This is a genomic window from Saccharopolyspora gregorii (genome assembly GCF_024734405.1).
GTDB lineage: Bacteria > Actinomycetota > Actinomycetes > Mycobacteriales > Pseudonocardiaceae > Saccharopolyspora_C > Saccharopolyspora_C gregorii.
The window spans coordinates 2993002-3016205 of the sequence record NZ_CP059556.1 but is presented as its reverse complement, the minus strand read 5'-3'; the positions used below and the strand labels follow the sequence as shown (position 1 = coordinate 3016205).

General features: G+C 73.2%; 21 protein-coding genes and 1 riboswitch. Of the genes, 5 read left to right on the top strand and 16 right to left on the bottom strand.

What is annotated here, in order from left to right; all coding sequences use genetic code 11:
* Positions 1-18: 18 nt before the first annotated feature.
* A riboswitch (glycine riboswitch) is annotated at positions 19-121 on the bottom strand.
* Positions 122-507: 386 nt separating this feature from the next.
* From H1226_RS12960 to H1226_RS12935, 6 genes are all read right to left on the bottom strand, one after another.
* Positions 508-1128, bottom strand: a complete 621-nt coding sequence (locus H1226_RS12960) for a MerR family transcriptional regulator (protein ID WP_255614343.1) — start codon at positions 1126-1128, stop codon at positions 508-510.
* Positions 1129-1433: 305 nt separating this feature from the next.
* Positions 1434-1910: a bifunctional nuclease family protein gene (locus H1226_RS12955; RefSeq protein ID WP_224957385.1), complete on the bottom strand. Its 477-nt coding sequence runs from the start codon at positions 1908-1910 to the stop codon at positions 1434-1436.
* A gap of 523 nt (positions 1911-2433) precedes the next feature.
* Positions 2434-2892 (bottom strand): glycogen accumulation regulator GarA, encoded by a 459-nt coding sequence (gene garA, locus H1226_RS12950; protein WP_224977922.1) that lies wholly within the window; start codon positions 2890-2892, stop codon positions 2434-2436.
* A gap of 115 nt (positions 2893-3007) precedes the next feature.
* Positions 3008-3391, bottom strand: coding sequence for a glycine cleavage system protein GcvH (gene gcvH, locus H1226_RS12945; RefSeq protein ID WP_224977923.1), 384 nt, complete (start codon positions 3389-3391; stop codon positions 3008-3010).
* A gap of 155 nt (positions 3392-3546) precedes the next feature.
* The gene (locus tag H1226_RS12940) at positions 3547-4152 is read right to left on the bottom strand and encodes a CDP-alcohol phosphatidyltransferase family protein (RefSeq protein WP_224957460.1); all 606 of its coding nucleotides are present in this window, start codon (positions 4150-4152) and stop codon (positions 3547-3549) included.
* A gap of 322 nt (positions 4153-4474) precedes the next feature.
* Positions 4475-4693: a hypothetical protein gene (locus H1226_RS12935; protein ID WP_224957459.1), complete on the bottom strand. Its 219-nt coding sequence runs from the start codon at positions 4691-4693 to the stop codon at positions 4475-4477.
* A gap of 423 nt (positions 4694-5116) precedes the next feature.
* Here H1226_RS12935 and H1226_RS12930 point away from each other — a divergent pair, with 423 nt between their 5' ends.
* Both H1226_RS12930 and H1226_RS12925 read left to right on the top strand, forming a co-directional pair.
* The gene (locus H1226_RS12930) at positions 5117-6994 is read left to right on the top strand and encodes a propionyl-CoA synthetase (RefSeq protein WP_258349211.1); all 1878 of its coding nucleotides are present in this window, start codon (positions 5117-5119) and stop codon (positions 6992-6994) included.
* A 144-nt stretch (positions 6995-7138) separates the two neighbouring features.
* Complete coding sequence (locus H1226_RS12925) at positions 7139-8701, top strand: beta-N-acetylhexosaminidase (protein ID WP_258349210.1); 1563 nt, start codon at positions 7139-7141, stop codon at positions 8699-8701.
* A 42-nt stretch (positions 8702-8743) separates the two neighbouring features.
* Here the strand turns inward: H1226_RS12925 and H1226_RS12920 are convergent, their stop codons facing one another.
* Entirely contained in the window at positions 8744-9151 is a 408-nt protein-coding gene (locus tag H1226_RS12920; protein ID WP_224957380.1) for a DUF779 domain-containing protein, read from the bottom strand.
* The gene (gene exaC, locus H1226_RS12915; protein WP_258349209.1) at positions 9151-10674 is read right to left on the bottom strand and encodes an acetaldehyde dehydrogenase ExaC; all 1524 of its coding nucleotides are present in this window, start codon (positions 10672-10674) and stop codon (positions 9151-9153) included. Before exaC ends, H1226_RS12920 begins: the two co-directional genes overlap by 1 nt.
* Positions 10675-10953: 279 nt before the next feature.
* On the opposite strand from exaC, the gene H1226_RS12910 reads away from it, so the two are divergent.
* Positions 10954-12576 (top strand): GAF domain-containing protein, encoded by a 1623-nt coding sequence (locus H1226_RS12910; protein WP_258349208.1) that lies wholly within the window; start codon positions 10954-10956, stop codon positions 12574-12576.
* A 43-nt stretch (positions 12577-12619) separates the two neighbouring features.
* Here the strand turns inward: H1226_RS12910 and H1226_RS12905 are convergent, their stop codons facing one another.
* The 8 genes from H1226_RS12905 to H1226_RS12870 form a co-directional block, all read right to left on the bottom strand.
* Positions 12620-12922, bottom strand: coding sequence for a phosphopantetheine-binding protein (locus H1226_RS12905; RefSeq protein ID WP_373690051.1), 303 nt, complete (start codon positions 12920-12922; stop codon positions 12620-12622).
* A complete protein-coding gene (locus H1226_RS12900) occupies positions 12919-13572 on the bottom strand; it encodes an isochorismatase family protein (RefSeq protein WP_224958070.1) in 654 nt (217 codons plus the stop codon). The genes H1226_RS12905 and H1226_RS12900 overlap by 4 nt, the downstream gene beginning before the upstream one ends.
* 95 nt (positions 13573-13667) lie before the next feature.
* A complete protein-coding gene (locus H1226_RS12895) occupies positions 13668-15296 on the bottom strand; it encodes a (2,3-dihydroxybenzoyl)adenylate synthase (protein WP_258349207.1) in 1629 nt (542 codons plus the stop codon).
* Between the two features lie 43 nt (positions 15297-15339).
* The gene (dhbC, locus tag H1226_RS12890; RefSeq protein ID WP_258349206.1) at positions 15340-16599 is read right to left on the bottom strand and encodes an isochorismate synthase DhbC; all 1260 of its coding nucleotides are present in this window, start codon (positions 16597-16599) and stop codon (positions 15340-15342) included.
* A gap of 34 nt (positions 16600-16633) precedes the next feature.
* Positions 16634-17416 carry a 2,3-dihydro-2,3-dihydroxybenzoate dehydrogenase gene (locus H1226_RS12885; protein ID WP_258349205.1) on the bottom strand — a complete coding sequence of 261 codons (783 nt, stop codon included), beginning with the start codon at positions 17414-17416 and terminating at the stop codon, positions 16634-16636.
* Between the two features lie 165 nt (positions 17417-17581).
* Positions 17582-18916, bottom strand: a complete 1335-nt coding sequence (locus H1226_RS12880; RefSeq protein ID WP_373690050.1) for a carboxyl transferase domain-containing protein — start codon at positions 18914-18916, stop codon at positions 17582-17584.
* 4 nt (positions 18917-18920) lie between these two features.
* Positions 18921-20354, bottom strand: a complete 1434-nt coding sequence (locus H1226_RS12875; protein WP_258349204.1) for an acyl-CoA synthetase — start codon at positions 20352-20354, stop codon at positions 18921-18923.
* A 19-nt stretch (positions 20355-20373) separates the two neighbouring features.
* The gene (locus tag H1226_RS12870) at positions 20374-21624 is read right to left on the bottom strand and encodes an SLC13 family permease (protein WP_258349203.1); all 1251 of its coding nucleotides are present in this window, start codon (positions 21622-21624) and stop codon (positions 20374-20376) included.
* Positions 21625-21805: 181 nt separating this feature from the next.
* Between H1226_RS12870 and H1226_RS12865 the strand changes: the two genes are divergently transcribed.
* Complete coding sequence (locus H1226_RS12865; protein ID WP_224958075.1) at positions 21806-22519, top strand: FadR/GntR family transcriptional regulator; 714 nt, start codon at positions 21806-21808, stop codon at positions 22517-22519.
* 177 nt (positions 22520-22696) lie between these two features.
* Positions 22697-23185: a VTT domain-containing protein gene (locus H1226_RS12860; RefSeq protein ID WP_224958077.1), complete on the top strand. Its 489-nt coding sequence runs from the start codon at positions 22697-22699 to the stop codon at positions 23183-23185.
* Positions 23186-23204 lie beyond the last annotated feature (19 nt).

The following is a 23204-nucleotide window of genomic DNA, read 5'->3' as shown; positions in this document are numbered from 1 at the left end:
CCCGCTTTCCAGAGGTATCTCGCCCGTGCGGTCCAGCAGGCCTGAGAGGTTGTCGGGGAGGGTTTGCTCCTTCGGCGCCGCCGCTGACCAGGTCAACGGCGAACTCTCCCGCGCGGGGTCGGCGATGCACAGCAGCTTACCCGATCCGGTGACGGCCGAACGGTGCGATCTTCATCCCGCCCGATCATCCCAGCGGCACGGGGCGTGACATCGACGGGCGGTGACGCGACGGCCACGGGCGCCAGGACGGCCTGGCCGGATCCGCCGACAGCCCGCGCACGGCGAGCGGGACCGGACAGACCGATCGGCGCCTGCGCACGAAGGGCCGAACGGGCCGATCGGCGCCTGCGCCCGACGGGCGGGACCAGAACAGGCCGAACGGTGGCCCGCGCACGGCGAGAGCGGCCGATCGGGTCGATAGGTGGCCCGCGCACCTGGTGGCGGCAAGACCGCCGGACCCGCGCCGGACGGCACGGCGGCCACGGCGGGCCTAGCGCGCCTCGGCGATCAGCCGATGCGGCGGTCCCGGCGCCGCGACAGCTCGTCGGCGACCGGCTCGTCCGGCTCGGCACCGTCGGCGCGCTCGGCGGGGAACTCGTGGATGGTGCCGGTGATCTCGCGCATCGCGCCGCTGACCGCGATGCCGAACACGCCCTGGCCGCCCTGCAGCAGGTCCACGACCTCTTCGGCGGAGGTGCACTCGTAGACCGTCGTGCCGTCGCTGAACAGCGTGATGCGGGCCAGGTCCTCCACCCCGCGGTGGCGCAGGTGCTCGACCGCGACCCGGATGTTGTGCAACGAGACCCCGGTGTCCAGCAGCCGCTTGACGACCTTGAGCACCAGGATGTCCTTGAACGAGTACAGCCGCTGCGACCCGGAACCGGCGGCGCCGCGGATCGACGGCCCGACCAGCTTGGTGCGCGCCCAGTAGTCCAGCTGCCGGTAGGTGATCCCGGCGATCTGGCACGCCGCGGGGCCGCGGTAGCCGACGAGCTCGTCCGGCAGCGCGGTCTCCGGGAACGGCTTCGACCCCTCCGCGGCGGCATCCTCGCCAGGTGCTCGCTCCACCACGCCTGCCTCCCTCCGCCCGGCCGAAGCCGGCGAACCACCGAACCCGGCTCGTCGCATGATCATCACCCGAGCGCGAGGACGATCATGGAACCGGGGGTTTGACCTTCCCCGACCTGGAAAATCACATCGGGGCGATTCGCGCACTCCGAAGGTAAGCCCGCCCGGTGGGCGGGTCAACGCGACGCGCGGGGACGCCCGCCCACCCCGGGTGTGACGCACGCCCCGCCTTCGCGCACGCACCGCACCCGAAGCCGCACCCGCGCGGGCCCCGGCATGCGAAAGGGGCTCCCGGTGCGAGCTGCACCAGGAGCCCCTCACGACGACGCGGGCGGCGGGGCGGGTCGTGCGCCCGCCCGCCGCGATCAGGTGTCCGCGCCGCGGAAGTCCTCCGGCGAGACCGAGTCCAGGAACTCCCGGAACTTCTCGACCTCGTCCTCCTGCTCGTCCGGGATGATCAACCCGGCTTCGTCCAGCACCGATTCGTCGGCGTGGATCGGCACCCCGATCCGCAACGCCAGCGCCACCGAGTCGCTCGGCCGCGCCGAGACCCGCACGTCCCCGTCGAAGATGAGCTCGGCGAAGAACGTGCCCTCCTGCAGGTCGGTGATCCGCACCTGCTCCAGGTCCCGCCCGAGGGCGCCGATGACGTCCTTGAGCAGGTCGTGGGTGAGGGGTCTGGCGGGTCGCACGCCCTGCTGCTCCAGCGCGATCGCGGTGGCCTCCACCGATCCGATCCAGATCGGCAGGTACCGCTCGCCCTCGGTCTCGCGCAGCAGCAGGATCGGCTGGTTGGCTGGTAGTTCCACTCGCACGCCGACGACGCGCATTTCGCTGCTCATCGACACATCGCCTCCTCCAGCGCGCCGAAGCGTGACATCCTTGGTCGAGGATCGCGCACCGACGCCTCTGACGCTACCCGCGATACGGCGGACACGCCGACCTCCGGCCGTCGTCCCCGCCCGGATTTTCCGCTCGGTGGACGGCTTTTCCGGCTCGTTCCCGGCCTCGCACCGACGGTGTCGCCGGTACCGGGCCTTTCCGTTGTCCGCCCCGGACCGGGGCGGTCGTTGACGCCGTTGCGCACCGGTTCCGCGGCACCCGCGGGTGCTCACCGGACGCGGCTCCCGCGACGCTTCCGCCGCGGACCGCCCCGGATCCGGGCGCCCGGCACCCGGGGGCGCCGACCGCTCGCGACGCGAACGATGTCCTCCGCCACGATACACCGCAGGGCATCCCGCAGAACCCGTTCCGGAGTGCGGGAACCACCGGCTCGAAGATCGCTCGCAACGATCACCGCCGAGAACGATCGGGGCGGCGCCGGATGGCGTCGCCCCGATGCGTTCTGTCCGCGGAACGTCCGGCTCAGCGGCCCTGATCGTCGATGGGACCGGTCAGGAACACCAACCGGAACTTCCCGATCTGCACCTCGTCGCCGTTGGCCAGCACCGAGGTGTCCACCGGTTCCCGGTTGACGTAGGTGCCGTTGAGGCTGCCGACGTCGACGACGACGAAGTCGTTGCCCTCTCGCCGGAACTCGGCGTGCCGACGGGACACCGTCACGTCGTCGAGGAAGATGTCGCTGTCCGGGTGGCGTCCGGCGCTGGTGGTCTCCCTGTCGAGCAGGAACCGCGACCCGGCGTTCGGGCCGCGCTTGACCACCAGCAGGGCAGCCCCGGCGGGCAGCGCATCGACCCCGGAGGCCGCTGGCTCCGGGGTCGCACTCTCGGTGCTCTCCGGCTCCGAGAGGAACGGCCTGAAGACCGAGGTGGTCTCCGGTGACTGCTCCGGCGGAACGCCGCCGGGCCCGTCGTTCTGGCTCACCTGAGCTCTCCTCTGCGCGGATGGGTCGTGCAAGTGCGTTCAAACGTACCGTGCCGTCGCAGGCCGCAGACGCGGGACTCCCACCTCACGCCGTTCGCGAACCCGAGATCAACGATCATCCCTGGTCGATGATGCCTTGGTAGTCGCTCTCGCTGAGCAGTCCGTCGATCGCGGCCGGGTCCGAGAGCTTGATCTCGATCATCCAGCCGTCGCCGAACGGGTCGGAGTTGACCAGCTCCGGCTCCTGGTCGAGCTTGTCGTTGCGGGCGACGATCTCCCCCGCCAGCGGGGCGTAGATGTCGGAGACGCTCTTGGTCGACTCCACCTCGCCGATGCCGCCACCGGCCTCGACGGTCTCGCCCACCTCGGGCAGCTGCACGAACACCACGTCACCGAGCTGCTGCTGGGCGTAGTCGGTGATCCCGATGCGCGCGGTGTCGTCGCCGGTGCGCCGCACCCACTCGTGCTCCTGGGTGTACTTGATCCCGTCCGGGGCCACTGGGGTCCCGCCTTCCTCGTCGTGCCGTGGGCGGGGCGAGGTGCCGCCGCACCCGCGCGATGATCGCCACGGGCCAGGCGAGCCTAGGTCGGGGCCGCTCCCGGCCGCAAGGCGGCCGAGCGTGATCGGGTCGGCACCGCCCGGAACTGGAACGATCAGGTCTTCAGCGTGCGGGCCGCGCGCACCGCGGCGATCACCTGCACCAGGTACAGCGCCCCCGCCCAGACGTACAGCGCGCCGCCCCAGCAGGTGAACGCGTAGGCGATCGGCCGCGCCACGCCCGCGAACGCGAAGTCCTCCTGCACGAGCAGCAGCAGCGGGAACGCGTACATCAGGCAGAACGTGGCGGCCTTGCCGAGGTAGTGCACTTCCGGCGGCTCGAACCCGTGCCAGCGCAGCACCGGCAGGCACAGGGTGAGGACCACGTCGCGGCCGATGAGCGCGGCCGCGGCCCACCACGGGATCACGTCGCGGAGCACGAACGCGACGAGCGTGGCGACGATGTAGAGCCGGTCGGCCGCCGGGTCCAGCAGCTCGCCGACGCGGCTGTACTGGTCGAGCCAGCGGGCGAGCTTGCCGTCGAGCCAGTCGGTCGCGCCGCTGACCACCAGCACCAGCAGCGCCAGCAGGTCGGACTGCGGGCCGAGCAGCAGCCAGAGGAACAGCGGGACCCCGGCGAGCCGTACGACGCTCAGCAGGTTGGGCCAGGTGAGCCACGGGTCGTCCCAGACGCTCGCGGCGACTTCCTTGATCCGGGCGATGCCCGGGTCGGGCGGCTGGGCGGGGTCCTCGCCCCGGCCCGCGGCGGGCTCCGCAGCGGGTTCGGTCCCGGGCTGCCCGCCGGTGCCGATCCGCGGGCCGTCCGGCTCCGGGGACGCGGGATCGCCCGCTCCACCTCGGCCTTCGGATCCGGCCGTGGTGCCGTCGGCGTCCTGCACCACAGCCCTCCCCTGACGCGGTTGTGCGTTCCGCCGCGAAGCGCTCACCTGCGCCTGCGGCTCCGGGGCACCCGGGGGCGCCCGCACCGATCAGGGTGCCACACCCCCCTCGCGGTGGCCGGGGCGGCCAGGGGTGCGCGGCCGGTCAGCGGCGGTCGTGGCTCCAGCCGCGGCGCCGCATCTCGGCGTCGGTCAGGAAGCGGGCCCGGCCGCGGTCGTCCACGCCGGCCCAGCGGGCGCGGCCGCCCACGCCTTCGAGGACGAACGAGTGCCCACCGCTCCACACCACGCTGCACGGGGTGGTGGGCAGTTCCGCCGCGTCGTCGTCACCGTCGGTGATGCCGTCCCGGTGAGTCGTCTCCACGCTGGTCAAAGCTTGACACCTCCATCACGGTCGTCGGCCAGACCGACCCCTTCGTCGACCGACCGCCTCCCCACCCACGCATTGTGTTCGACTGGCGACCGGGAGTTCCGCCGAATCCGCCTGGCCTGCGCCCAGCGGGAGCGACCCGACGCCGAATGGATGATCTTGAAAGTGCACGGGTTCGGCGCGGCCGAAACGCGACCGACCGCTCGTCGCAGGAACCCGCGATGTTCGGTCGCCGCACCGGAAACCACCCCTCCCGTCGATCGACCATTGTGGACTGTCGGGCACGCGGGCGCCACGTCCGCGGACCCGGCGCGTCGCCGCCACCGCTCGCCGGCGCCGCGTGGGTGCTGGCGCGAACGGCCCCCTTCGGGTAGACCACCGGCATCCGTCCCACACATACCGCGGGAGGTCTCGACCATGGGTGCCCACGCCGACGCGCACCGGCGCAGCCTCGCCGACCCCGAGGGGTTCTGGCTGGAGGCCGCAACCGGCATCGACTGGGACCGGGCGCCGAGCAGGGCGCTGGACGAGTCCGGGCGCTGGTTCCCGGACGGGGTGCTCAACACCTGCTTCAACGCGCTGGACCGGCACGTGCGCGACGGGCGGGGCGAGCAGGCCGCGGTCATCTGGGACTCGGCGATGACCGGCGAGGTGTCCCGCTGGACCTACCGCGAGCTGCTGGACCGCACCGCCCGCTTCGCCGGGGCGCTGCGGGCGCGCGGCGTCGGCAAGGGCGACCGGGTGATCGTCTACCTGCCGATGATCCCGGAAGCCCTGGTGGTGATGCTGGCCTGCGCGCGGATCGGCGCGGTGCACTCGGTGGTCTTCGGCGGCTTCGCGCCGAAGGAGCTCGCCGCCCGCATCGACGACGCCCGCCCGGCGATCGTGGTGGCCGCCTCCTGCGGGCTGGAGCCGAACCGGGTCGTGGAGTACAAGCCGATCGTCGACGAGGCGCTGCGGCTGGCCGATCACCGCCCGGCCGGCGGCGTGCTGGTGTTCCAGCGCGACCGGGCGCGCGCCGAGCTCGGCCCGGACGACGCCGACGCCGCCGAAGCACTGGCGGCCGCCGAGCCCGCCGACTGCGTGCCGGTGGCGGCCACCGACCCGCTGTACGTGCTCTACACCTCCGGCACCACCGGCCGCCCCAAGGGCGTCGTGCGCGACCACGGCGGGCACGCGGTGGCGCTGCGCTGGTCGATGGGCGCCATCTACGACATCGGGCCCGGGGAGGTGTTCTGGACCGCCTCCGACGTGGGCTGGGTCGTCGGGCACTCCTACATCGTCTACGGCCCGCTGCTGGCCGGGGCGACCACCGTGGTCTACGAGGGCAAGCCGGTGGGCACCCCGGACGCGGGGGCGTTCTGGCGGGTCATCGCCGAGCACGGGGTGAAGGCGCTGTTCACCGCGCCGACCGCCTTCCGGGCGATCAAGCGGGTCGATCCGGAGGCGGCCGAGCTCGCCCACCACGACCTGTCCTCGCTGCGCACGCTGTTCCTCGCCGGGGAGCGGCTGGACCCGGAGACCTACCAGTGGGCGGTGCGCACCCTCGGCGTGCCGGTGGTGGACCACTGGTGGCAGACCGAGACGGGCTGGCCGATCTGCGCGAACCTGCGCGGCCTGGAACCGATGCCGATCAAGCCGGGGTCGCCGACGGTGCCGGTGCCCGGGTTCGACGTGCGGGTGCTCGACCAGGCGGGCGCGGAGGTGCCGCCGGGAGTGGACGGCGCGATCTGCATCAAGCAGCCGCTGCCGCCGGGGATGCTGCCGACGCTGTGGGGCGACGACGAGCGGTTCCGCGAGTCCTACCTGTCCCGGTACCCCGGCTACTACCTGACCGGCGACAGCGGGCACGTGGACGAGGACGGCTACGTGTTCGTGATGGGCCGCACCGATGACGTGATCAACGTGGCGGGGCACCGGTTGTCCACCGGATCGATGGAGGCGGTGCTCGCCGCGCACCCGGCGGTGGCGGAGTGCGCGGTGATCGGCGTGCACGACGCGCTCAAGGGCCAGGTGCCGCGCGGTTTCGTGGTGCTCAAGTCCGGCGTCGAGGTCGACCCGGCGGAGCTGCGGGCGGAGCTGGTGGCCGCGGTGCGGGACCAGATCGGGCCGGTCGCGGCGTTCCGGGACGTGGACGTGGTGGACGGGCTGCCGAAGACGCGGTCGGGGAAGGTGCTGCGCAAGTCGATGCGGGAGATCGCCGACACCGGCGAGGCGAAGGTGCCCTCGACCATCGAGGACCCGTCGGTGCTCGACGCCCTCCGGAGCGCGCTGCGCGGGCAGCGACCGAGTTGATCGGCCCGTTCGCCCGGGCGGGCAGGCCGTTCATCCGGCGTTGATCGGGGGCGGCAGGCGGCGTTTTGGGTCCGTTCGGGTGCTGTCCGCGCCGGATGGGTGGTCTATACCTTTTAGGACCTCGTTTCCGATCGGGAGTTGCCGATGCCCCTCACCCCCGTGCGTGCCGCGACGGCGGCCCTGCTGACCGGCGTGCTCACCGCCGGAGTCCTGAGCACCCTCACCCCCGCCGCCGCCGCGGATCCGCAGGCGCGGCTGCACCAGGTCGTCCCGGCTCCCGAAACGGTGCGGGAAGCCCCCGGCGTCGCGTTCGAGCTGACCGCCGACAGCTCGATCACCGCCGACCCCGGCGCGACCGAGGTGGCCGACCGCCTCGCCGAGGTGCTGCGGCCCGCCACCGGGTTCCCGCTGCCGGTCGGCGACGGCGGCGACCTCGCGCTGCGCCTGGACGAGCCGGAGACCGGGCCGGAGGGCTACCGGCTGGAGGTCACCGCGGACGCGGTGACGCTGCACGCCGCCACCGACACCGGCCTGTTCCACGGCGTGCAGACGCTGCGCCAGCTGCTGCCTGCCGAGATCGAGAGCCCGCAGGTGCAGGACGTGCCGTGGACCGTGCCCGGCGGGGAGATCACCGACCGGCCGCGCTACGAGCACCGCGCCGCCGGGCTCGACGTGGCCCGGCACTTCTTCGACGTCGACTCGGTGAAGCGCTACATCGACCAGCTCGCGCGGTACAAGGTGAACTTCCTGCGCCTGCACCTGAGCGACGACCAGGGCTGGCGGATCCAGATCACCGATTGGCCGCGGCTGACCGAGCACGGCGGCAGCACCGAGGTCGGCGGTGGTCCCGGCGGCTTCTACACGCAGCAGGACTACTCGGAGATCGTGGCGCACGCCGAGTCCCGGCACATCACCCTCATCCCGGAGATCGACACCCCGGGGCACACCAACGCGGCGCTGTCCTCCTACGCGGAGCTCAACTGCGACGGGGTGGCGCCGCCGCTGTACACCGGCATCGAGGTCGGGTTCAGCTCGCTGTGCGTGGACAAGGACGTGACCTACGAGTTCCTGGACGACGTGATCCGCGAGATCGCCGCCCTCACCCCCGGCCCGTACCTGCACATCGGCGGGGACGAGGCGGACGCCACCACCGACGAGCAGTACCGCGCGTTCATGGACCGCGCGCTGCCGATCGTGGCCAAGTACGGCAAGACCGCGGTGGGCTGGCACGAGTACGCCAAGGCCGAACCGGCCGCCGGGTCGGTCGTGCAGTACTGGGGCACCGAGGGCGCCGACGCGGAGCTGATGGCCGCGGCCGCCGAGCGCGGCAACCGGATCCTGCTGTCGCCCGCGGACCGGTCGTACCTGGACATGAAGTACGACGAGTCCACCGAGCTGGGACTGAGCTGGGCCGGGTACGTCGAGGTGGCCGACGCCTACGGCTGGGACCCGGCGACGCACCTGCCGGGCGTGCCCGCCGAGGCGGTGCACGGCGTGGAGGCTCCGATGTGGACGGAGACGCTGGAGACCTCCGAGCACGTCGAGCTGATGGCGTTCCCGCGGCTGCCCGCGATCGCCGAGCTGGGCTGGTCGCCCGCTGACACCCACGACTGGGAGTCGTTCCGGGCGCGGCTGGCGCAGCAGGGACCGCGCTGGGAGGCGGCGGGCATCGGGTTCACCCGCTCCCCGCAGATCGACTGGCCGTGAGGCCTCCGGTGCGGCCGGGCCCCCCGCCCGGCCGCACCGCGGTCAGCGCTCGCCGAGCCCGGCCCACTCCTCGTCGGTGAGCAACCGGGATCGGATCAGGAAGCGCACGCCTTCGGGCGCCTCCAAGGAGAATCCGCTCCCCCGCCCCGGAACCACGTCGACGGTCAGGTGGGTGTGCTTCCAGTACTCGAACTGGGCGCCGGACATCCACATCGGCACCGGGTCGGGATCGCCGTTCTCGTCGGCCACCGCGAGGTCGCCCAGGTGCACGTCGGACGCCCCGGTGCGGAACTCGCCCTGCGGGTAGCACATGGGGGCGCTGCCGTCGCAGCACCCGCCGGACTGGTGGAACATCACCGGGCCGTGCTGCGCCCGGAGGCGGCGGATCAGATCCGCCGCCTCCGGCGTCACGGCCACCCGTGCGGGAGTGCCCGTGTCCTCGTCCCCCATCAGAACAACCCCGGACCGCTCTGGGAGTAGCTGATGAGGAGGTTCTTCGTCTGCTGGTAGTGGTCCAGCATCATCTTGTGGGTCTCGCGGCCGATGCCGGACTGCTTGTAGCCGCCGAAGGCCGCATGCGCCGGGTAGGCGTGGTAGTTGTTCACCCACACCCGGCCCGCCTGGATGTCGCGGCCCGCCCGGTAGGCGGTGGAGCCGTCCCGGGACCACACGCCGGCGCCGAGGCCGTAGAGGGTGTCGTTGGCGGTTTTGATCGCCTCGTCGTAGTCGGTGAACGACGCCACCGACAGCACCGGCCCGAAGATCTCCTCCTGGAAGATCCGCTGCTTGTTGTGCCCCTCGAAGATGGTGGGCTGCACGTAGTAGCCGCCGGCGAGTTCGCCGCCGTGCTCGATGCGCTCGCCACCGGTGAGGATCTTGGCGCCCTCCTGCTTGCCGATGTCGATGTAGGAGAGGATCTTCTCCAGCTGGTCGTTGCTGGCCTGCGCGCCGATCTGGGTGTCGGTGTCCAGCGGGTGCCCGGTCTTGATCTTCTCGGTGCGGGCGACCGCGTCGGCCAGGAAGTCCCGGTAGATGCCCTGCTGCACCAGTGCCCGCGACGGGCAGGTGCACACCTCGCCCTGGTTGAGGGCGAACATGGCGAAGCCCTCCAGCGCCTTGTCGTAGAAGGCGTCGCGCTGGGCGCCGATGTCGTCGAAGAAGATGTTCGGGCTCTTGCCGCCGAGCTCCACCGTCACCGGGATGATGTTCTCGCTGGCGTACTGCAGGATGAGCCGCCCGGTGGTGGTCTCACCGGTGAAGGCGACTTTGCGGATCCGCGAGCTCGACGCCAGCGGCTTGCCCGCCTCGACGCCGAAACCGTTGACGACGTTGAGCACGCCCGGCGGCAGCAGGTCGGAGATGACCTCCAGCAGCACGTGGATCGACGCCGGGGTCTGCTCGGCGGGCTTGAGCACGATGGCGTTGCCACCGGCCAGCGCCGGGGCGATCTTCCAGACCGCCATCAGGATCGGGAAGTTCCACGGGATGATCTGGCCGACGACGCCCAGCGGCTCGTGGAAGTGGTAGGCGACGGTGTCCTCGTCGACCTGCGAGAGGGTGCCCTCCTGGGCGCGCAGCGCGCCCGCGAAGTAGCGGAAGTGGTCGATCGCCAGCGGGATGTCGGCGGCCAGCGTCTCCCGGACGGGCTTGCCGTTCTCCCAGCTCTCGGCGACCGCGAGCTTCTCCAGGTTCTGCTCCATGCGGTCGGCGATGGCCAGCAGCACCCCGGCGCGCTCGGCGGGGGCGGTGCGGCCCCAGGCTGGTGCGGCGCCTTCGGCGGCGTCGATGGCCCGCTCCACGTCGTCCGCGGTGCCGCGGGCGATCTCGGTGAAGACCTTGCCGGTGATCGGCGTGGGGTTCTCGAAGTAGCCGCCCTTCGCGGGGGCCACGTACTCGCCGCCGATGAAGTGGTCGTAGCGCGAGCGGTACTCGACCACCGAGCCGGCGGTTCCCGGAGCTGCGTAGAGCGTCATCTGGTGCCTCCCGTACGACGTTGTGCGGTGTTGGGCGCGAAGTTACGGGCGGCGACGTTGCAGTGACGTTGCCCACGCGCGCCGGGCCGGCGGCGGCAATGGGGTGAGCGTTCTTGCCTGTTGCGCGCGTCACGGTCCAGGATGGGCCGATCGGGCGCGCTCCGCCGCACCGGTGGAGCAGCTTCCGAGCGTGACCGCGCGCGAGCGGTTGGGTACCGTACCGGCTCTGGATCTTCAGCGCGGACGGGTTCGCCCCGTCCCGGTTGTGAGCACGGAGGAATGAAGCGCACCGACGAGATTCCCGCCGACCCGATGGAACGCGCCCGCCTGCTGCGTCGGGTGCACAGCGCCGTGCTCTCCGGGGAACGCGCGCCGCACGCACCGCGCCCGGTGGTGTTCGAGTCGTGGCGCCGTTCGCTGGCGGCCAGCGTCGACCCGGACCGGGTCGAACCGCCGGTGGTCGTCGGCGTCGACCGGCTCGCGGAGATGCGCGCGGCGCACCCGCTCGCGGCCTGCGTGCCGCTGCTGCGCCGCACCCTGCTGGACGCGGCGGACGGCACCACGCACATCATGGTGATCACCGACGCGGAGGGGAACATCCTCTGGCGCGAGGGGCACCCGAACGTGTGCCGGGCCGCGGACCGGGTGCAGCTGGCCGAGGGCACCACCTGGTCGGAGACCTCGATGGGCACCAACGCGATGGGCACCACGCTGGCCACCGGCCGCCCGGTGCAGATCCACTCGGCGGAGCACCTGGTGCGCCGCTACCACTCGTGGACCTGCGCGGCCTCCCCGGTGCACGACCCGGAGACCGGCCGCATCCTCGGCTCGATCGACATCAGCGGGCCGCTGCACACCATGCACCCCGCGTTGCCCGCGCTGGTCGCGGCGGCGACGACGCTGGTGGAGAGCACGCTGCGCGACTGGATGGCACGCCGCGACGAGCGGCTGCGGGAGCGGAACTCGGACGCGCTGCGGGCGCTGCGCGGCGAACCGGGGGCGCTGCTGAGCGCCACCGGGCGGGTGATCGCGGCCGAGCCGGGTGATCTGGCGCTGCCGGAGCGGGTCGAGCTGGACCGCCCGGAAGGCGCGCTGCGGCTGGGTGGCCGGGAGGCGCGGATCGAGCCGTTGGCCGAGGGGTACCTGCTGCGGGCGCCTCGGGCCGTCGCGGGTCGAGGCGGGGCGGGTTCCTCCGGTGCCCGGACCGGCTCGGGCTCCGGCGGGACGGGTGCGACCGGTGCCGCCGAGGCGGGTTCGGTGCGTTCGGTGCGTGCCGGGGCCGGTTCCGCGGCGGAGTCGGCCGCTCCGGACGGGGCACGCCCACCGACGCTGCGGCTGCGCTTCCTCACCTCCCGGCCGACCGCGGAACTGCGCGGTCGCGAGGTGTCGCTGAGCCCGCGCCGCGCCGAGCTGCTGGCGGTGCTCGCGCTCTCCCCCGACGGCCTCAACGCCGAGCAGCTGGCGCTGGCCCTGCACGGCGAGCAGGGCAACCCGGTGACGGTGCGCGCCGAGATCCACCGGCTGCGCACCCAGCTGGGCCACGACGTGGTGCAGACGAAGCCGTACCGGATCGCCGCCGAGGTGGACGCGGACTTCCTGCAGCTGCGCGCCGCGCTGCGGGCGGGCCGGCTGGACCCGGCGCTGGAGCTGCACCGAGGCGCGCTGCTGCCGAGCTCGGAGGCACCGGCGGTCCGCGAGGAGCGGGAGGACCTGCTGGCGGGGTTGCGCGGCGCGGTGCTCTCGGCGCGCGACCCGGAACTGCTGTGGCGGCTGGCCGACGGGGCCGCGGGCCGCGACGACATCGAGGTGCACGAGGCGCTGCTGGTGGTGCTGCCCGCGCAGGACTGGCGCCGCCCCACGGTCGCGGCCCGCCTGCACCGGCTGCTGCACGACCCGGCCTGACCGGGGTCGCGCGGCGGGTGGCGCGGCCGCGGGGCGGCGGAGGTCAGCCCGCCTTCGGCTCCAGCACCGACCACCACTCGGCGAGGCTGGGGCGCTCCGCCAGGTCGGCGAAGGTGACCTCGACGCCCTTGGTGCGCCACCGCTCCACCAGGCTCATGATCCGCACCGAGTCGAGGCCCCAGTCCAGCAGGTTCTCCTCGTCGCTGATCTCGGCCGGGTCCTCGTAGAGCAGCTCGGCCACGTCGGCCCGCACGTCGTCGAGGGTCAGCTTCCCGCTCATGTTCTCCTCCTGCACCCGTTCTCCACCGGCTTCGGCGAAGCCCGGTCCGTTCTCCGCGGCGCTCATGCCACCGCGGAAGGCTGCGGCGCCAGCGCGTCGACGAGCCGCTGCGTCGACTCCACCACGGCGCACCGCTTGGCCGCGTACTGCACCGCCATCCGGTGGTCCTCGGCGGAGAAGTCGGCGACGGCGTCGGCGGCCAGGAAGGCCTGCACCTCCTGCTGGAACGCTTCGGCCGCGGTCATCAGGCATCCGATGTGCGCGTAGATGCCGGTGATGATCAGCTGGTCGCGGCCCCAGCCGCGCAGCATCTCGCGCAGCTCGGTGCGCTGGAAGGCGCTGTAGCGCCACTTGGTCAGGCGCACGTCGCCGGGTTCCGGCGCGAGCTCGTCGATGATCGCCTCCTGCTCGGCGTCGGCGACGCCGGGGCCCCACCACTCCAGCTGGAGACCGCGCTGCTGCGGGGTCTGCCCGCTGGGCTGGGCGCAGTACACGACGGGAACCCCGGCGGCGCGGGCGCCCGCGGCGAGCCTGCGGATGTTCGGCACCACCTCGGTGAGCGGTTCGGCGTCGGGCTCGAAGACGCCCACGAAGTGCCGCTCCATGTCGTGCACGAGCAGCACGGCCCGGTCCGCGTCCGGTCGCCAGTCCACCCGGTTGGCGGGCAGTTCGTCCTGCCGCGGAACCGGGTACGGCGCGATCGTCGGCAACCCCACCTGTGCGTCCTCCTGTCCTGCTCCACGTCCGGTCCGGGGCCGCCCCGGCCGGGAATCGCCGGGCCGGCCCCGTTCGCGCGGGGCCGCTCGGCCGGTCAACGACGTTCGAGTTCCGGCACCAGGTCGCGCTGGATCGCTTCGCGCAGGTCGCGCTTGCTGACCTTGCCGACGCCGGTCTGCGGGAACGCGTCGACGAACTCGACGCGGTCCGGCACCTTGTAGCCGGCGAGGCCGCGCTGCCGGACGAACTTGATCAGCTCGCGGGCCTTCGGCGCCTCGCCGCGCGCCACCACGAAGGCGCAGGTGCGCTCGCCGAGGTACGGGTCGGGCATGGACACCACGGCGGCGTCGTGCACGGCGGGGTGGGCCAGCAGGTGGTTCTCCACCTCTTCGGCCGCGACCTTCTCGCCACCGCGGTTGATCTGGTCCTTGGCGCGGCCTTCGACGACGATGTTGCCCTCGGCGGTGAACCGCACGACGTCGCCGGTGCGGTAGAAGCCCTCGGGGGTGAACGCCTTGGCGTTGTGCTCCTCGGCCCGGTAGTAGCCGCGGATCGTGTAGGGCCCGCGGGTGAGCAGGTGGCCGGTGCCGCCGGGGGCGACGGGCCGGTCCTCGTCGTCGACGACGAGGACCTCGTCGTCCGGGGAGATCGGCCTGCCCTGGGTGGTGACGATGACGTCCTCGGGGTCGTCGAGCCGGGTGTAGTTGACGAGCCCTTCGGCCATGCCGAACACCTGCTGCAGGGTGGCACCGAGCACCGGGCGGACCCGGCGCGCGACCTCCTCGCTGCACTTGGCGCCGCCGACCTGCAGCACCTCCAGGCTGGAGAGGTCGTGCGCGGTGTTGGCGGCCGCGTCCAGCCACACCAGCGCCAGCGGCGGGACCGCGGCCAGCAGCGTGACCCGTTCCCGCTCCACCAGCGGGAAGACCTCGTCGGGGCTGGGGCGGCGGGAGAGCACCACCTTGCCGCCGGCCTGCAGGACGCCGAAGGTGCCGGGCGAGCTCATCGGGAAGTTGTGCGCGGCGGGCAGCGCCACCAGGTAGACGGTGTCCGCGGTGACGCCGCAGATCTCGTTGCTGGCGCGGAACGAGTAGGCGTAGTCGTCGTGGGTGCGCGGGATGAGCTTCGGCACCCCGGTGCTGCCGCCGGAGAGCTGGAGGAACGCGATGTCCCCCGGACCTGGACCGTCCACATCGGATGGTTCGGCGTCGATCCCGGACAGCGCGGGGAAACCGGACTCCCCCGGGTCGCCCGCGATGAGCACGTGGCGCAGCCCCGGCACCTTCGCCCGCACCTCGGCGGCGAGCGCGCGGTGGTCGAACCCGGCCTCCACGTCGCAGGTGATGTAGGCGGCGGCCTCGGCGAACTCGCAGAAGTAGGCCACTTCGGTCAGCCGGTGCGAGGGCAGCGCGAACACCGGCACCGCGCCGAGGCGGAACAGCGCGAAGCACACCTCGAAGAACTCGGCGATGTTCGGCAGCTGCACCACGACCCGGTCCTGCGCGCCGATGCCGAGCTCGCGCAGCCCGGCCGCGAGCCGGTCGGCGCGGGTGTCGAGCTCGCGGTAGGTCAGCGAGCGGTCGGCGTCCACGACCGCGACCCGGTCGCCGTGCTCGGCGGCGCGGGCGCGGAGGATCTCGCCGAAGGTCTCCCCGCGCCAGTACCCGGCTTCGCGGTACCGGGCGGCGTCCTGTTCGGGCCAGGTAGGGCATCCGGGCAGCATCGTCGTTCCTGTTCGTTCGGGGGTCGGCAGGGGCGGCCGGTGGCTACAGCGCGTCCGTCCAGCCCATCGCCGAGAGCGCGGTGCGGAACTTCGCGGAGGTCTCGGCGAGCTCGTCGGCCGGGTCGGAACCTTCGACGATCCCCGCGCCGGCGTAGAAGCGGATCGCGGAGTCCTCGATCTCGGCGCACCTGATCGTGACGACCCATTCTCCGTCGCCTGTGGCGTCGCACCAACCGACCATCCCGGTGTAGTAGCCGCGCTCGAACGGTTCCGCTTCGGCGATGGCTACCCGGGCGTCCTCCGGCGGCGTGCCGCACACGGCGGGCGTCGGGTGCATGGCGACGGCCAGCTGCAGCGAGGTGGTCCCGGGGTCGAGGAGTTCGCCGGTGATCTCGGTGGACAGGTGCCACATGGCGGCGGTGTGCACCACCGAGGGCCCGTCGGGGACGACGAGGTCGCGGCACAGCGGGCGCAGCGCGGCGACCACGGCGTCGACGACGGCGGCGTGCTCGCGCAGGTCCTTCTCGGAGTGCTGCAGCTCCTCGGCGCGGCGGCGGTCCTCGTCCGGGTCCGCGCTGCGCGGCCGGGAACCGGCAAGCGGGTTGGAGCGCACCCGGGTGCCGTCCAGCGACACCAGCAGCTCCGGGCTGGCGCCGAGCAGGGTGCGGCCCGTCTCGGCCCGTTCGCCGAAGGAGTCGCGGGTGCCGTCCTGGCCGCGCCGCGGGAGGTCCACGGCGTAGGTGAACCCGCCCGGATCGGTGCCCGCGAGGTTGCGCAGCATCCGCCCCGGATCCACCGGGTCCGATGTGGACAGTTCGAGGGAGCGGGCCAGCACGACCTTGCTCATCTCCTCGTCGCGCAGCCGCTTGAGCACCCGCTCCACCGCGCGCTCGTACTCGGCGGGCGCCGGGACGTGCTTCACCTCGTAGTCCACCCGGGGCGCGTCCGGCGCGGCCACCGGTTCGGACAGCGGCTCGGCGCGGTCCACCGCGGCGGGCAGCACCAGGTGCGCGGGCAGGTTGTCGCCGAACGGCACGGCACCGACCACGACGGGGTTCACCCGGCCGAATTCCTCGGCGTGGCGCAGGAATTCGGCGACCTGTCCGGGGAGCCGGTCGCGCCCCCCGGAGCAGGTCGCCTTCGGCACCACGGCGTCGACGCCGCGCGCCAGCATCGAACCGCGCGGCGAGGCGAAGAAGAACGAGGAACCCGCCGAATACCGGTCGAGCAGGGCGCCCGGGGTGAGGCGCTCGCCGAGATCGTCGGATTCTCCGCGCATGGTGGTATCGCTGTCCGTGGTCATGTGTGCCTTCCGTGGGCGGTGGTCGAGGGGCGGCTCAGGCGCGCAGCGTCGCGCCGCCGTCGACGTACAGATCGTGCATCGTGATGTGCCCGGCCTGGTCGGAGAGCAGGAAGACGACCGCCTCCGCGACGTCCTCGGCCGTGGCCAGCTTGCCCAGCGGGATGCCGGTCTTGTAGGTCTCCAGCGATCCGGCGATCACCGGGGCGGGTCCGCGTTCGTCCCACAGCCGGTGCTGCATCGGCGTGTCGGTGGAACCCGGCGAGACCACGTTGCAGCGGATGCCGTGCTCGGCGAGCTCCAGGCCGAGCGACTTGGTGAACAGCGTCGCCGCCGCCTTGGACGCGCCGTAGGCGGCCATGCCCTGGCGCGGGACGCCGGCGGCGTTGGAGCCGACGGTGACGATGGAGCCGCGGCCGCGCGGGATCATCCGCTTCGACACCGAGCGGCACAGGTGGAACACGCCGGTGGTGTTCACCGCGAAGGTGCGGTGCCAGTCGGCCTCGTCGATCTCCTGCACGGTGCCGGGGTGCAGGATCCCGGCGACGTTGACGAGCAGGTCCACCGGACCCGCCTCGCGCTCGGCGTGCTCCACCACGGATTCGACGGCGGCGGAGTCCGCGACGTCGGCGGGGCAGGCCAGCACCCGGCGGCCCTTCCCGGTCGCGGTCGAGGCGACCTCGGCGAGTTCGTCGGCGTCGAGGTCGATCGCGACGACGGTCGCCCCCAGCTCCCCGAGCGCGTGCACCACAGCGGTACCGATACCGTGGGCGGCGCCGGTCACCACGGCGACCCGGCCGCTGATGCCACTGCGGTCCATCTCGTCTTTCCCCTCGCCTGCTGCCACGACCGGGCGCGCTCTCCTGTACCGAGACCGGCTCAGCCCTGTATGGTTAGGCTAACCTGACCACAGCGAGGTTCGGTAGGGGATGACCATCACACCTCGCACCGCCTTGCCCTCTTGCGGGCGCGCGACCGCCGTCGGTCACCGCGGCGGCTCGCCGAGGACGCCCCGGGCGAAACCGAGGTCCACGACGTCCTGGGGGCGCAGCCGCAACGACTCGGCCAGCTCCGGCACCTGCTCCGGCGGGCGCTTGAGGATCGACGCGGCCGATTCCGGGGCGATGACGGCGAAGTAGGCGTCCGCGGTGATCCACGTCGACCCCGGCGCCGCCAGCGCCAGCGCTCCCCCGGAACCGCCCTCGCCGATCACGAGCGTGGTGATCGGCACCCGCGCCTCGGCGACCGCGGTGAACAGCTCGCCGATCGCGGGCCCGGCCCCGGCGAGTTCGGCGGCCGCGCCGTTCGCCGCGCCCGGGGTGTCCACCAGCGTCAGCACCGGCAGCCGCAGCCGGTCCGCCAGCCGCACCAGCCGGGCCGCCGTGCGGAAACCGGCCGGGGTGTTGGCGGTACCGGTCTGCGCGGCGTAGGCGACCGGACGGCCCTCGTGCTCGCCGATCCCGCACAGCATCCCCGGATCCGCACCACCCGCCCGGTCGCCGCTGAGCGCGAACCGGCTGGTGAAGAACCGGTCCAGGTAGTCGGTCGCGCGCGGGCGCTCCGCCGCGCGGGCGCGCCGCACCGCCGCCCACCCGCTGCCCGGGGCGGGGCCCGGCCGCGGCGGGACGGGCGGCGCGACGGGTTCCGGGACGGCGCGGCGCGGTTGCAGCAGGTCCACCAGGCCGGGGAGCACCGCGGGCAGCTCGTCCTCCGCCACCAGCCGGTCGACCTGGCCGGCGGCGAACTTCCCGGCCGCGGTGAACGCCGCTCCGGACTCCGCGGCGGGGCGCACCCGGCTGCCGCCGAACGCGACCTCCGCGCCGGGCACCGCGAGCACCACGTCGGCGCCCGCGCCCAGCGCCGCCCACATGCCGCCGGTCGTCGGATCTCGCAGCACCGCCACGTGCGGGAGGCCCGCCCGCTTGGTCCGCGCGCAGGCCCGCGCGATGGTCTGCAGCTGGGCGAGCGCGCGGATCCCCTCCTGCATCCGGCTTCCGCCGGAGGCCACCAGCGAGACCACCGGCAGCCGCAGCTCCCGGGCCCGGTCGAAGGCGTCCACCACCCGCGCCCCGGTCTCCTCCCCGACCGAACCGCCGAGGAAGCCGAACTCGAACGCGATCAGCACGGCGCGGCCGGAACCGACCGCGCCGTGCCCGCACAGCACGGATTCGGCCGCTCCGGTGCGCTCGGCGGCCCGCCGCCGCTGCTCGCCGTAGCCGTCCCAGTCCAGCGGGCCGTCCACCGGGCGGGTTCCGGTGCGGCGCGGCGCGAACTCGGTGAAGTCCGCGCACACGGCGGTGATCAGCTCGCGCGCGCCCACCGGATCACCCCAGCGCCTTCTTCATGACCTTGCCCATCTCGTTGCGCGGCAAGGACTCCACGAACCGCACCTCGCGCGGGCGCTTGTGCGGGGTGAGCAGCCGGGCCACGTGCTCGGCGAGCTCGCGGCCGGTCTCGTCCGCGTCCGCAGGCTCCGCGGTCGGCACCACCCAGGCCAGGATCCGCTCGCCCAGGTCCGGATCGGCCTGCCCGGTGACGGCGACCTCGGCGACGGCCGGGTGCTCCAGCAGCGCGTTCTCGATCTCGCCCGCACCGATCTTGTAGCCGCCGCTCTTGATGATGTCGGTCGCCTTGCGCCCCACGATCCGCAGGTAGCCGTCGGGCGCGCGGGTGGCGACGTCGCCGGTGCGGAACCAGCCGTCGGCGAACGCGGCGGCGGTGGCGTCCGGCCGGTTCAGGTAGCCGGTGAACAGGTTCCGGCCGCGGACCAGGATCTCACCGACGGTCTCGTCGTCGCTGACCTCGATGTCGGCGCCCGCGTCGTCGACGAGCTTGATCTCCACCCCGTCGAAGGGCAGGCCGACGTAGCCGGGCCTGCGGTCCCCGGAGGCGCGCACGCCCGAATTCATGATCGTCTCGCTCATGCCGTAGCGCTCCACGACGCGCTGCCCGGTCAGCCGGGAGATCCGCTCGTGCTCCACCGCGGGCAGCGCGGCCGAACCGGACACCAGCAGCCGGGCACGGCCGACCGCCGCCGCCAGCTCCGGATCGCGTTCGGCGTCGTCGGCGAGGCGGTGGTACATCGTCGGCACCCCGAACAGCATCGTCGCCGGGCCGGCCAGCTCCGCGGCCACCGCCGCCGAGGAGAACCGGCCGAGGTGGTGCACGGTCCCGCCGAGCCGCACCGGCCCGAGGGTGCCGAGGATCAGCCCGTGCACGTGGAACAGCGGCAGCGCGTGCACCAGCACGTCCTGCGCGGTCCACTCCCACGCGTCGGCGAGCGCGTCGAGGTTCGCCCGGATGGCCCGCCGCGGCAGCACCACGCCCTTCGGCGGGCCGGTGGTGCCGGAGGTGTAGACGATCAGCGCCGGCTGCTCCTCGTCCGGTTCGGCGGGCAGCTCGCCGCCGGGTGCGAGGTCCACCTCGTGCAGCGGAACCTCGGCCAGCGCCGCCGGGACCTCGAACCCGGGCGCGGCGAGCAGAAGTTCCGGTTCGCTGTCCCCGGCGATGTGCGCGAGCTCCCGCTCCCCCACCTTCGGGTTCACCGGCACCACCGCGGCACCGGCGGCGAGCGCGCCGAGCACCGCCACCGCGGTCTCCAGCTCCGAGGTGGCCCACACCGCCACCCGCCGGGCACCGCCGACGCGCTCGGCGACGCCCGCCGCGGCGGCGGCCAGCTCCGGGTAGGTGAGGGCGCGGTCGCCGAAGCGCACCGCCTCCTTCTCCTCCGGCCTGCGCAGCGTCGGGAACAGTTCCATGCCTACCTCCGGTTCCATGTCACCCCAGTCCGGGGACGACGAACACGAGCCACGCCAGCAGCGGGCCCACCGCGACCACCACCCCGCCGTAGACCATCAGGCGGCGGAAGAACACCTCGCGGTCCACGCCCTTGGCGTTGGCCAGCACGATCGCGCCGTTGGTGGAGAACGGGCTGACGTCCACCAGCGTCGCCGACACCGCCAGCGCCGTCACCACGCCGATCGGCCCGATCGTGCCGGTCGCCAGGAACGGCACCGCCAGCGGGATCAGCGCGCCCATCAGCCCGACCGAGGAGGCGAACGCCGACACGACGCCGCCGATGTAGCACAGCAGCAGCGCCGCCAGCAGCGGCAGCCCGACCCCGGCGACGGCGTGGCCCACGTAGTCGATCGTGCCCATCTCCTGCAGCACCCCGACGTAGGTGAGCACGCCGCAGATCAGCAGCACCGTCGGCCAGGTGACCTCGGCGGGCGCGTTCGCGGCGACCTTCGGCGACAGCACGGTCAGCACCACCGCGACCGTCATCGCGACCAGGCCCGCGTCGAGCTCGAACACCAGCGTGCACACCACCAGCGAGGCGAGTCCGAGCAGCGTCAGCACCCGGTCCCGGTCCAGGCGCAGCACCTCCGGTTCGTCGGCGGCGTCGTCCGGCTGCGAACCGGCCCGCGCGGTGCGCAGCCCGCCGAACACGACGAACACCACGCCCGCGATCACCAGGTTCAGCGCGAAGCTGCCCAGGAACAGCACCAGCGGGCTACCGGGCAGCGCGTTGTCGGCGACGACCCCGTTGACGATGACGCCGTAGACGCTGATCGGCGAGAAGCCGCCGGCCTGCGCGCCGTGCACGACCATCGCCCCCATCAGCAGCGGGTTGATGCCGTGCCGGGCGGCGAGGTTCAGCGCGATCGGCGCGATGATCGCGCAGGCCGCGGGGCTGACCGCACCGATGGCGGTGAGCAGCGCCGCGATGCCGAACATGACCCACGGGATCACCACGAGCCTGCCGCCGACCAGCCGCACCGCCCAGTGCACCAGCCAGTCGGTGGTGCCGTTGGCGCGGGCGATCGCGAACAGGTAGGTGACGCCGACGAGCACCACGAAGATGTCGCCGGGGAACCCGGCGAAGATGTCGTCGTCGGACAGGCCGCCGACGAGCTTGCCGACGGCGAAGGCCGCGGCGAACGACAGCACCCCCATGTTCACCGACATTGTCGTGGCCAGCACGAAGCAGGCCACGAGCGCGTAGATGGATATCAGCTCGGGCGACACCGTTGTCTCCTCACCGTCCATGCGCCTCGGGTGAGCCCGGACACAGTGGTTCACTGGCTGGACCACTGTGCGCCGGCACCCCCGGAGCGTCAAGACCCGAAGTGGTCCGGTGCGCGGACCACTGGACCGCTTTCCCGGTGCTAACCTGGCCGTTCCGCGCCGAAGCGGGAGGGAGGCGCCGGTGTCCGACGCGCTGCGGCCGCTGACCAGGCCGAGGCTCTACGAGCAGGTCGTGCTGCGCCTGCGCGAGCACGTCGCCGCCTCCGGCCTGGACGTGGGCGACCGGTTGCCGCCGGAGCGCGAACTCGCCGAACGTCTCGGGGTCAGCCGCGCCTCCGTGCGCCAGGCCATCGTGGTGCTGGAGGTGCAGGGCCTCGTCGAAGTCCGCCACGGGGGCGGGACCTACCTGGCGCGCCGCGAGCTGGACGGCGAACCGGTGGACGAGCTGGTGGCCCGCCGCGACCGGCTGCCGGACGTGCTCGACGCCCGCGAAGGGCTGGAGACCAAGCTCGCGGAGCTCGCCGCCGAACGCCGCACCACCGCCGACCTCGCCGAGATCGACGCGGCGCTGGCCGACATGCGCGCCCAGGTGGAGCGCGGCGAACTCGGCGGGGAAGGCGACCGCCGGTTCCACGCGGCCGTCACCGCCGCCGCGCACAGCTCGATGCTCGCCGAGTTCATGCGCACCATCGCCACCGAGATCGCCGAAAGCCGCCAGGAATCGCTGCGCCAGCCGCACCGCCCGCCGAAGTCGCTGGCCCAGCACGAGCGCATCGCCGAGGCCATCCGCGCCGGGCAGCCGCGGGCCGCGGCCGCCGCGATGCGCAGGCACCTGCGCACGGTCAGCCGGGTCCGGTTGTTGTCCTGGAACCCGGACGCCGACGAACCGGGCTGACCGGCGCCGATCCGCCGCCCGGTAAGGTCGGCCCGTTCCCCCGTTCGAGGTCCGTCCCCGCCCGAGGTCCGGCCCCCGCCCGAGTTCCGTCCCCCGCCCGAATTCCGTGGAGTACGTCCCGATGCCCGCTCGCCCCCGCCTCGGCAGCAGGCGCGCACCCACCTCGGGGCTCCCGCGATGATCGGGTGGCTGCTGGCCACGGCGGGCACCGCGCTGCTGGGCAGCGTGTTCCCGCTGGCCAACATCGAGCTGTACCTCGTCGGCGTGCTCACCACCGTGGACGGGCTGAACTGGTGGGCGCTGGCGCTGGCCGCCGCGGTCGGGCAGATGACCGGCAAGACGCTGTTCTACCTGGCGGGCCGGGGCGGGTTCAGCCTCGGCACCCGGCTCGGCCGGATGGCCGAGGCGCGCAAGGGCGGCCGCTGGGCGGCGTGGCTGGAGAAGTTCCACGCCCGCACCGAGCAGCACCCGTGGTGGGGGCTGGGCGTGCTGTTCGTGAGCGCGGTGGCGAGCTTCCCGCCGTTCACCGTGCTGTGCTTCCTCTCCGGCGCGGCGGGGTTGCCGCTGCTGGGCTTCCTCGGCGTGAGCCTGGCCGGCCGCGCCATCCACTTCCTGGTGCTGGCGGCGGCCCCGGAGATCATCCACCAGCTGCCGTTCTTCGGCTGACGCCGCGACGGATGCATGC

Excerpts from the sequence above, each read along its gene's own strand:
- H1226_RS12960 (WP_255614343.1), bottom strand. The coding sequence starts at position 1,128 with ATGCGACGAGCCGGGTTCGGTGGTTCGCCGGCTTCGGCCGGGCGGAGG.
- H1226_RS12955 (WP_224957385.1), bottom strand. The coding sequence starts at position 1,910 with ATGAGCAGCGAAATGCGCGTCGTCGGCGTGCGAGTGGAACTACCAGCC.
- H1226_RS12930 (WP_258349211.1), top strand. The coding sequence starts at position 5,117 with ATGGGTGCCCACGCCGACGCGCACCGGCGCAGCCTCGCCGACCCCGAG.
- H1226_RS12925 (WP_258349210.1), top strand. The coding sequence starts at position 7,139 with ATGCCCCTCACCCCCGTGCGTGCCGCGACGGCGGCCCTGCTGACCGGC.
- H1226_RS12920 (WP_224957380.1), bottom strand. The coding sequence starts at position 9,151 with ATGGGGGACGAGGACACGGGCACTCCCGCACGGGTGGCCGTGACGCCG.
- exaC (WP_258349209.1), bottom strand. The coding sequence starts at position 10,674 with ATGACGCTCTACGCAGCTCCGGGAACCGCCGGCTCGGTGGTCGAGTAC.
- H1226_RS12910 (WP_258349208.1), top strand. The coding sequence starts at position 10,954 with ATGAAGCGCACCGACGAGATTCCCGCCGACCCGATGGAACGCGCCCGC.
- H1226_RS12905 (WP_373690051.1), bottom strand. The coding sequence starts at position 12,922 with ATGAGCGCCGCGGAGAACGGACCGGGCTTCGCCGAAGCCGGTGGAGAA.
- H1226_RS12895 (WP_258349207.1), bottom strand. The coding sequence starts at position 15,296 with ATGCTGCCCGGATGCCCTACCTGGCCCGAACAGGACGCCGCCCGGTAC.
- dhbC (WP_258349206.1), bottom strand. The coding sequence starts at position 16,599 with ATGACCACGGACAGCGATACCACCATGCGCGGAGAATCCGACGATCTC.
- H1226_RS12885 (WP_258349205.1), bottom strand. The coding sequence starts at position 17,416 with ATGGACCGCAGTGGCATCAGCGGCCGGGTCGCCGTGGTGACCGGCGCC.
- H1226_RS12875 (WP_258349204.1), bottom strand. The coding sequence starts at position 20,354 with ATGGAACTGTTCCCGACGCTGCGCAGGCCGGAGGAGAAGGAGGCGGTG.
- H1226_RS12860 (WP_224958077.1), top strand. The coding sequence starts at position 22,697 with ATGATCGGGTGGCTGCTGGCCACGGCGGGCACCGCGCTGCTGGGCAGC.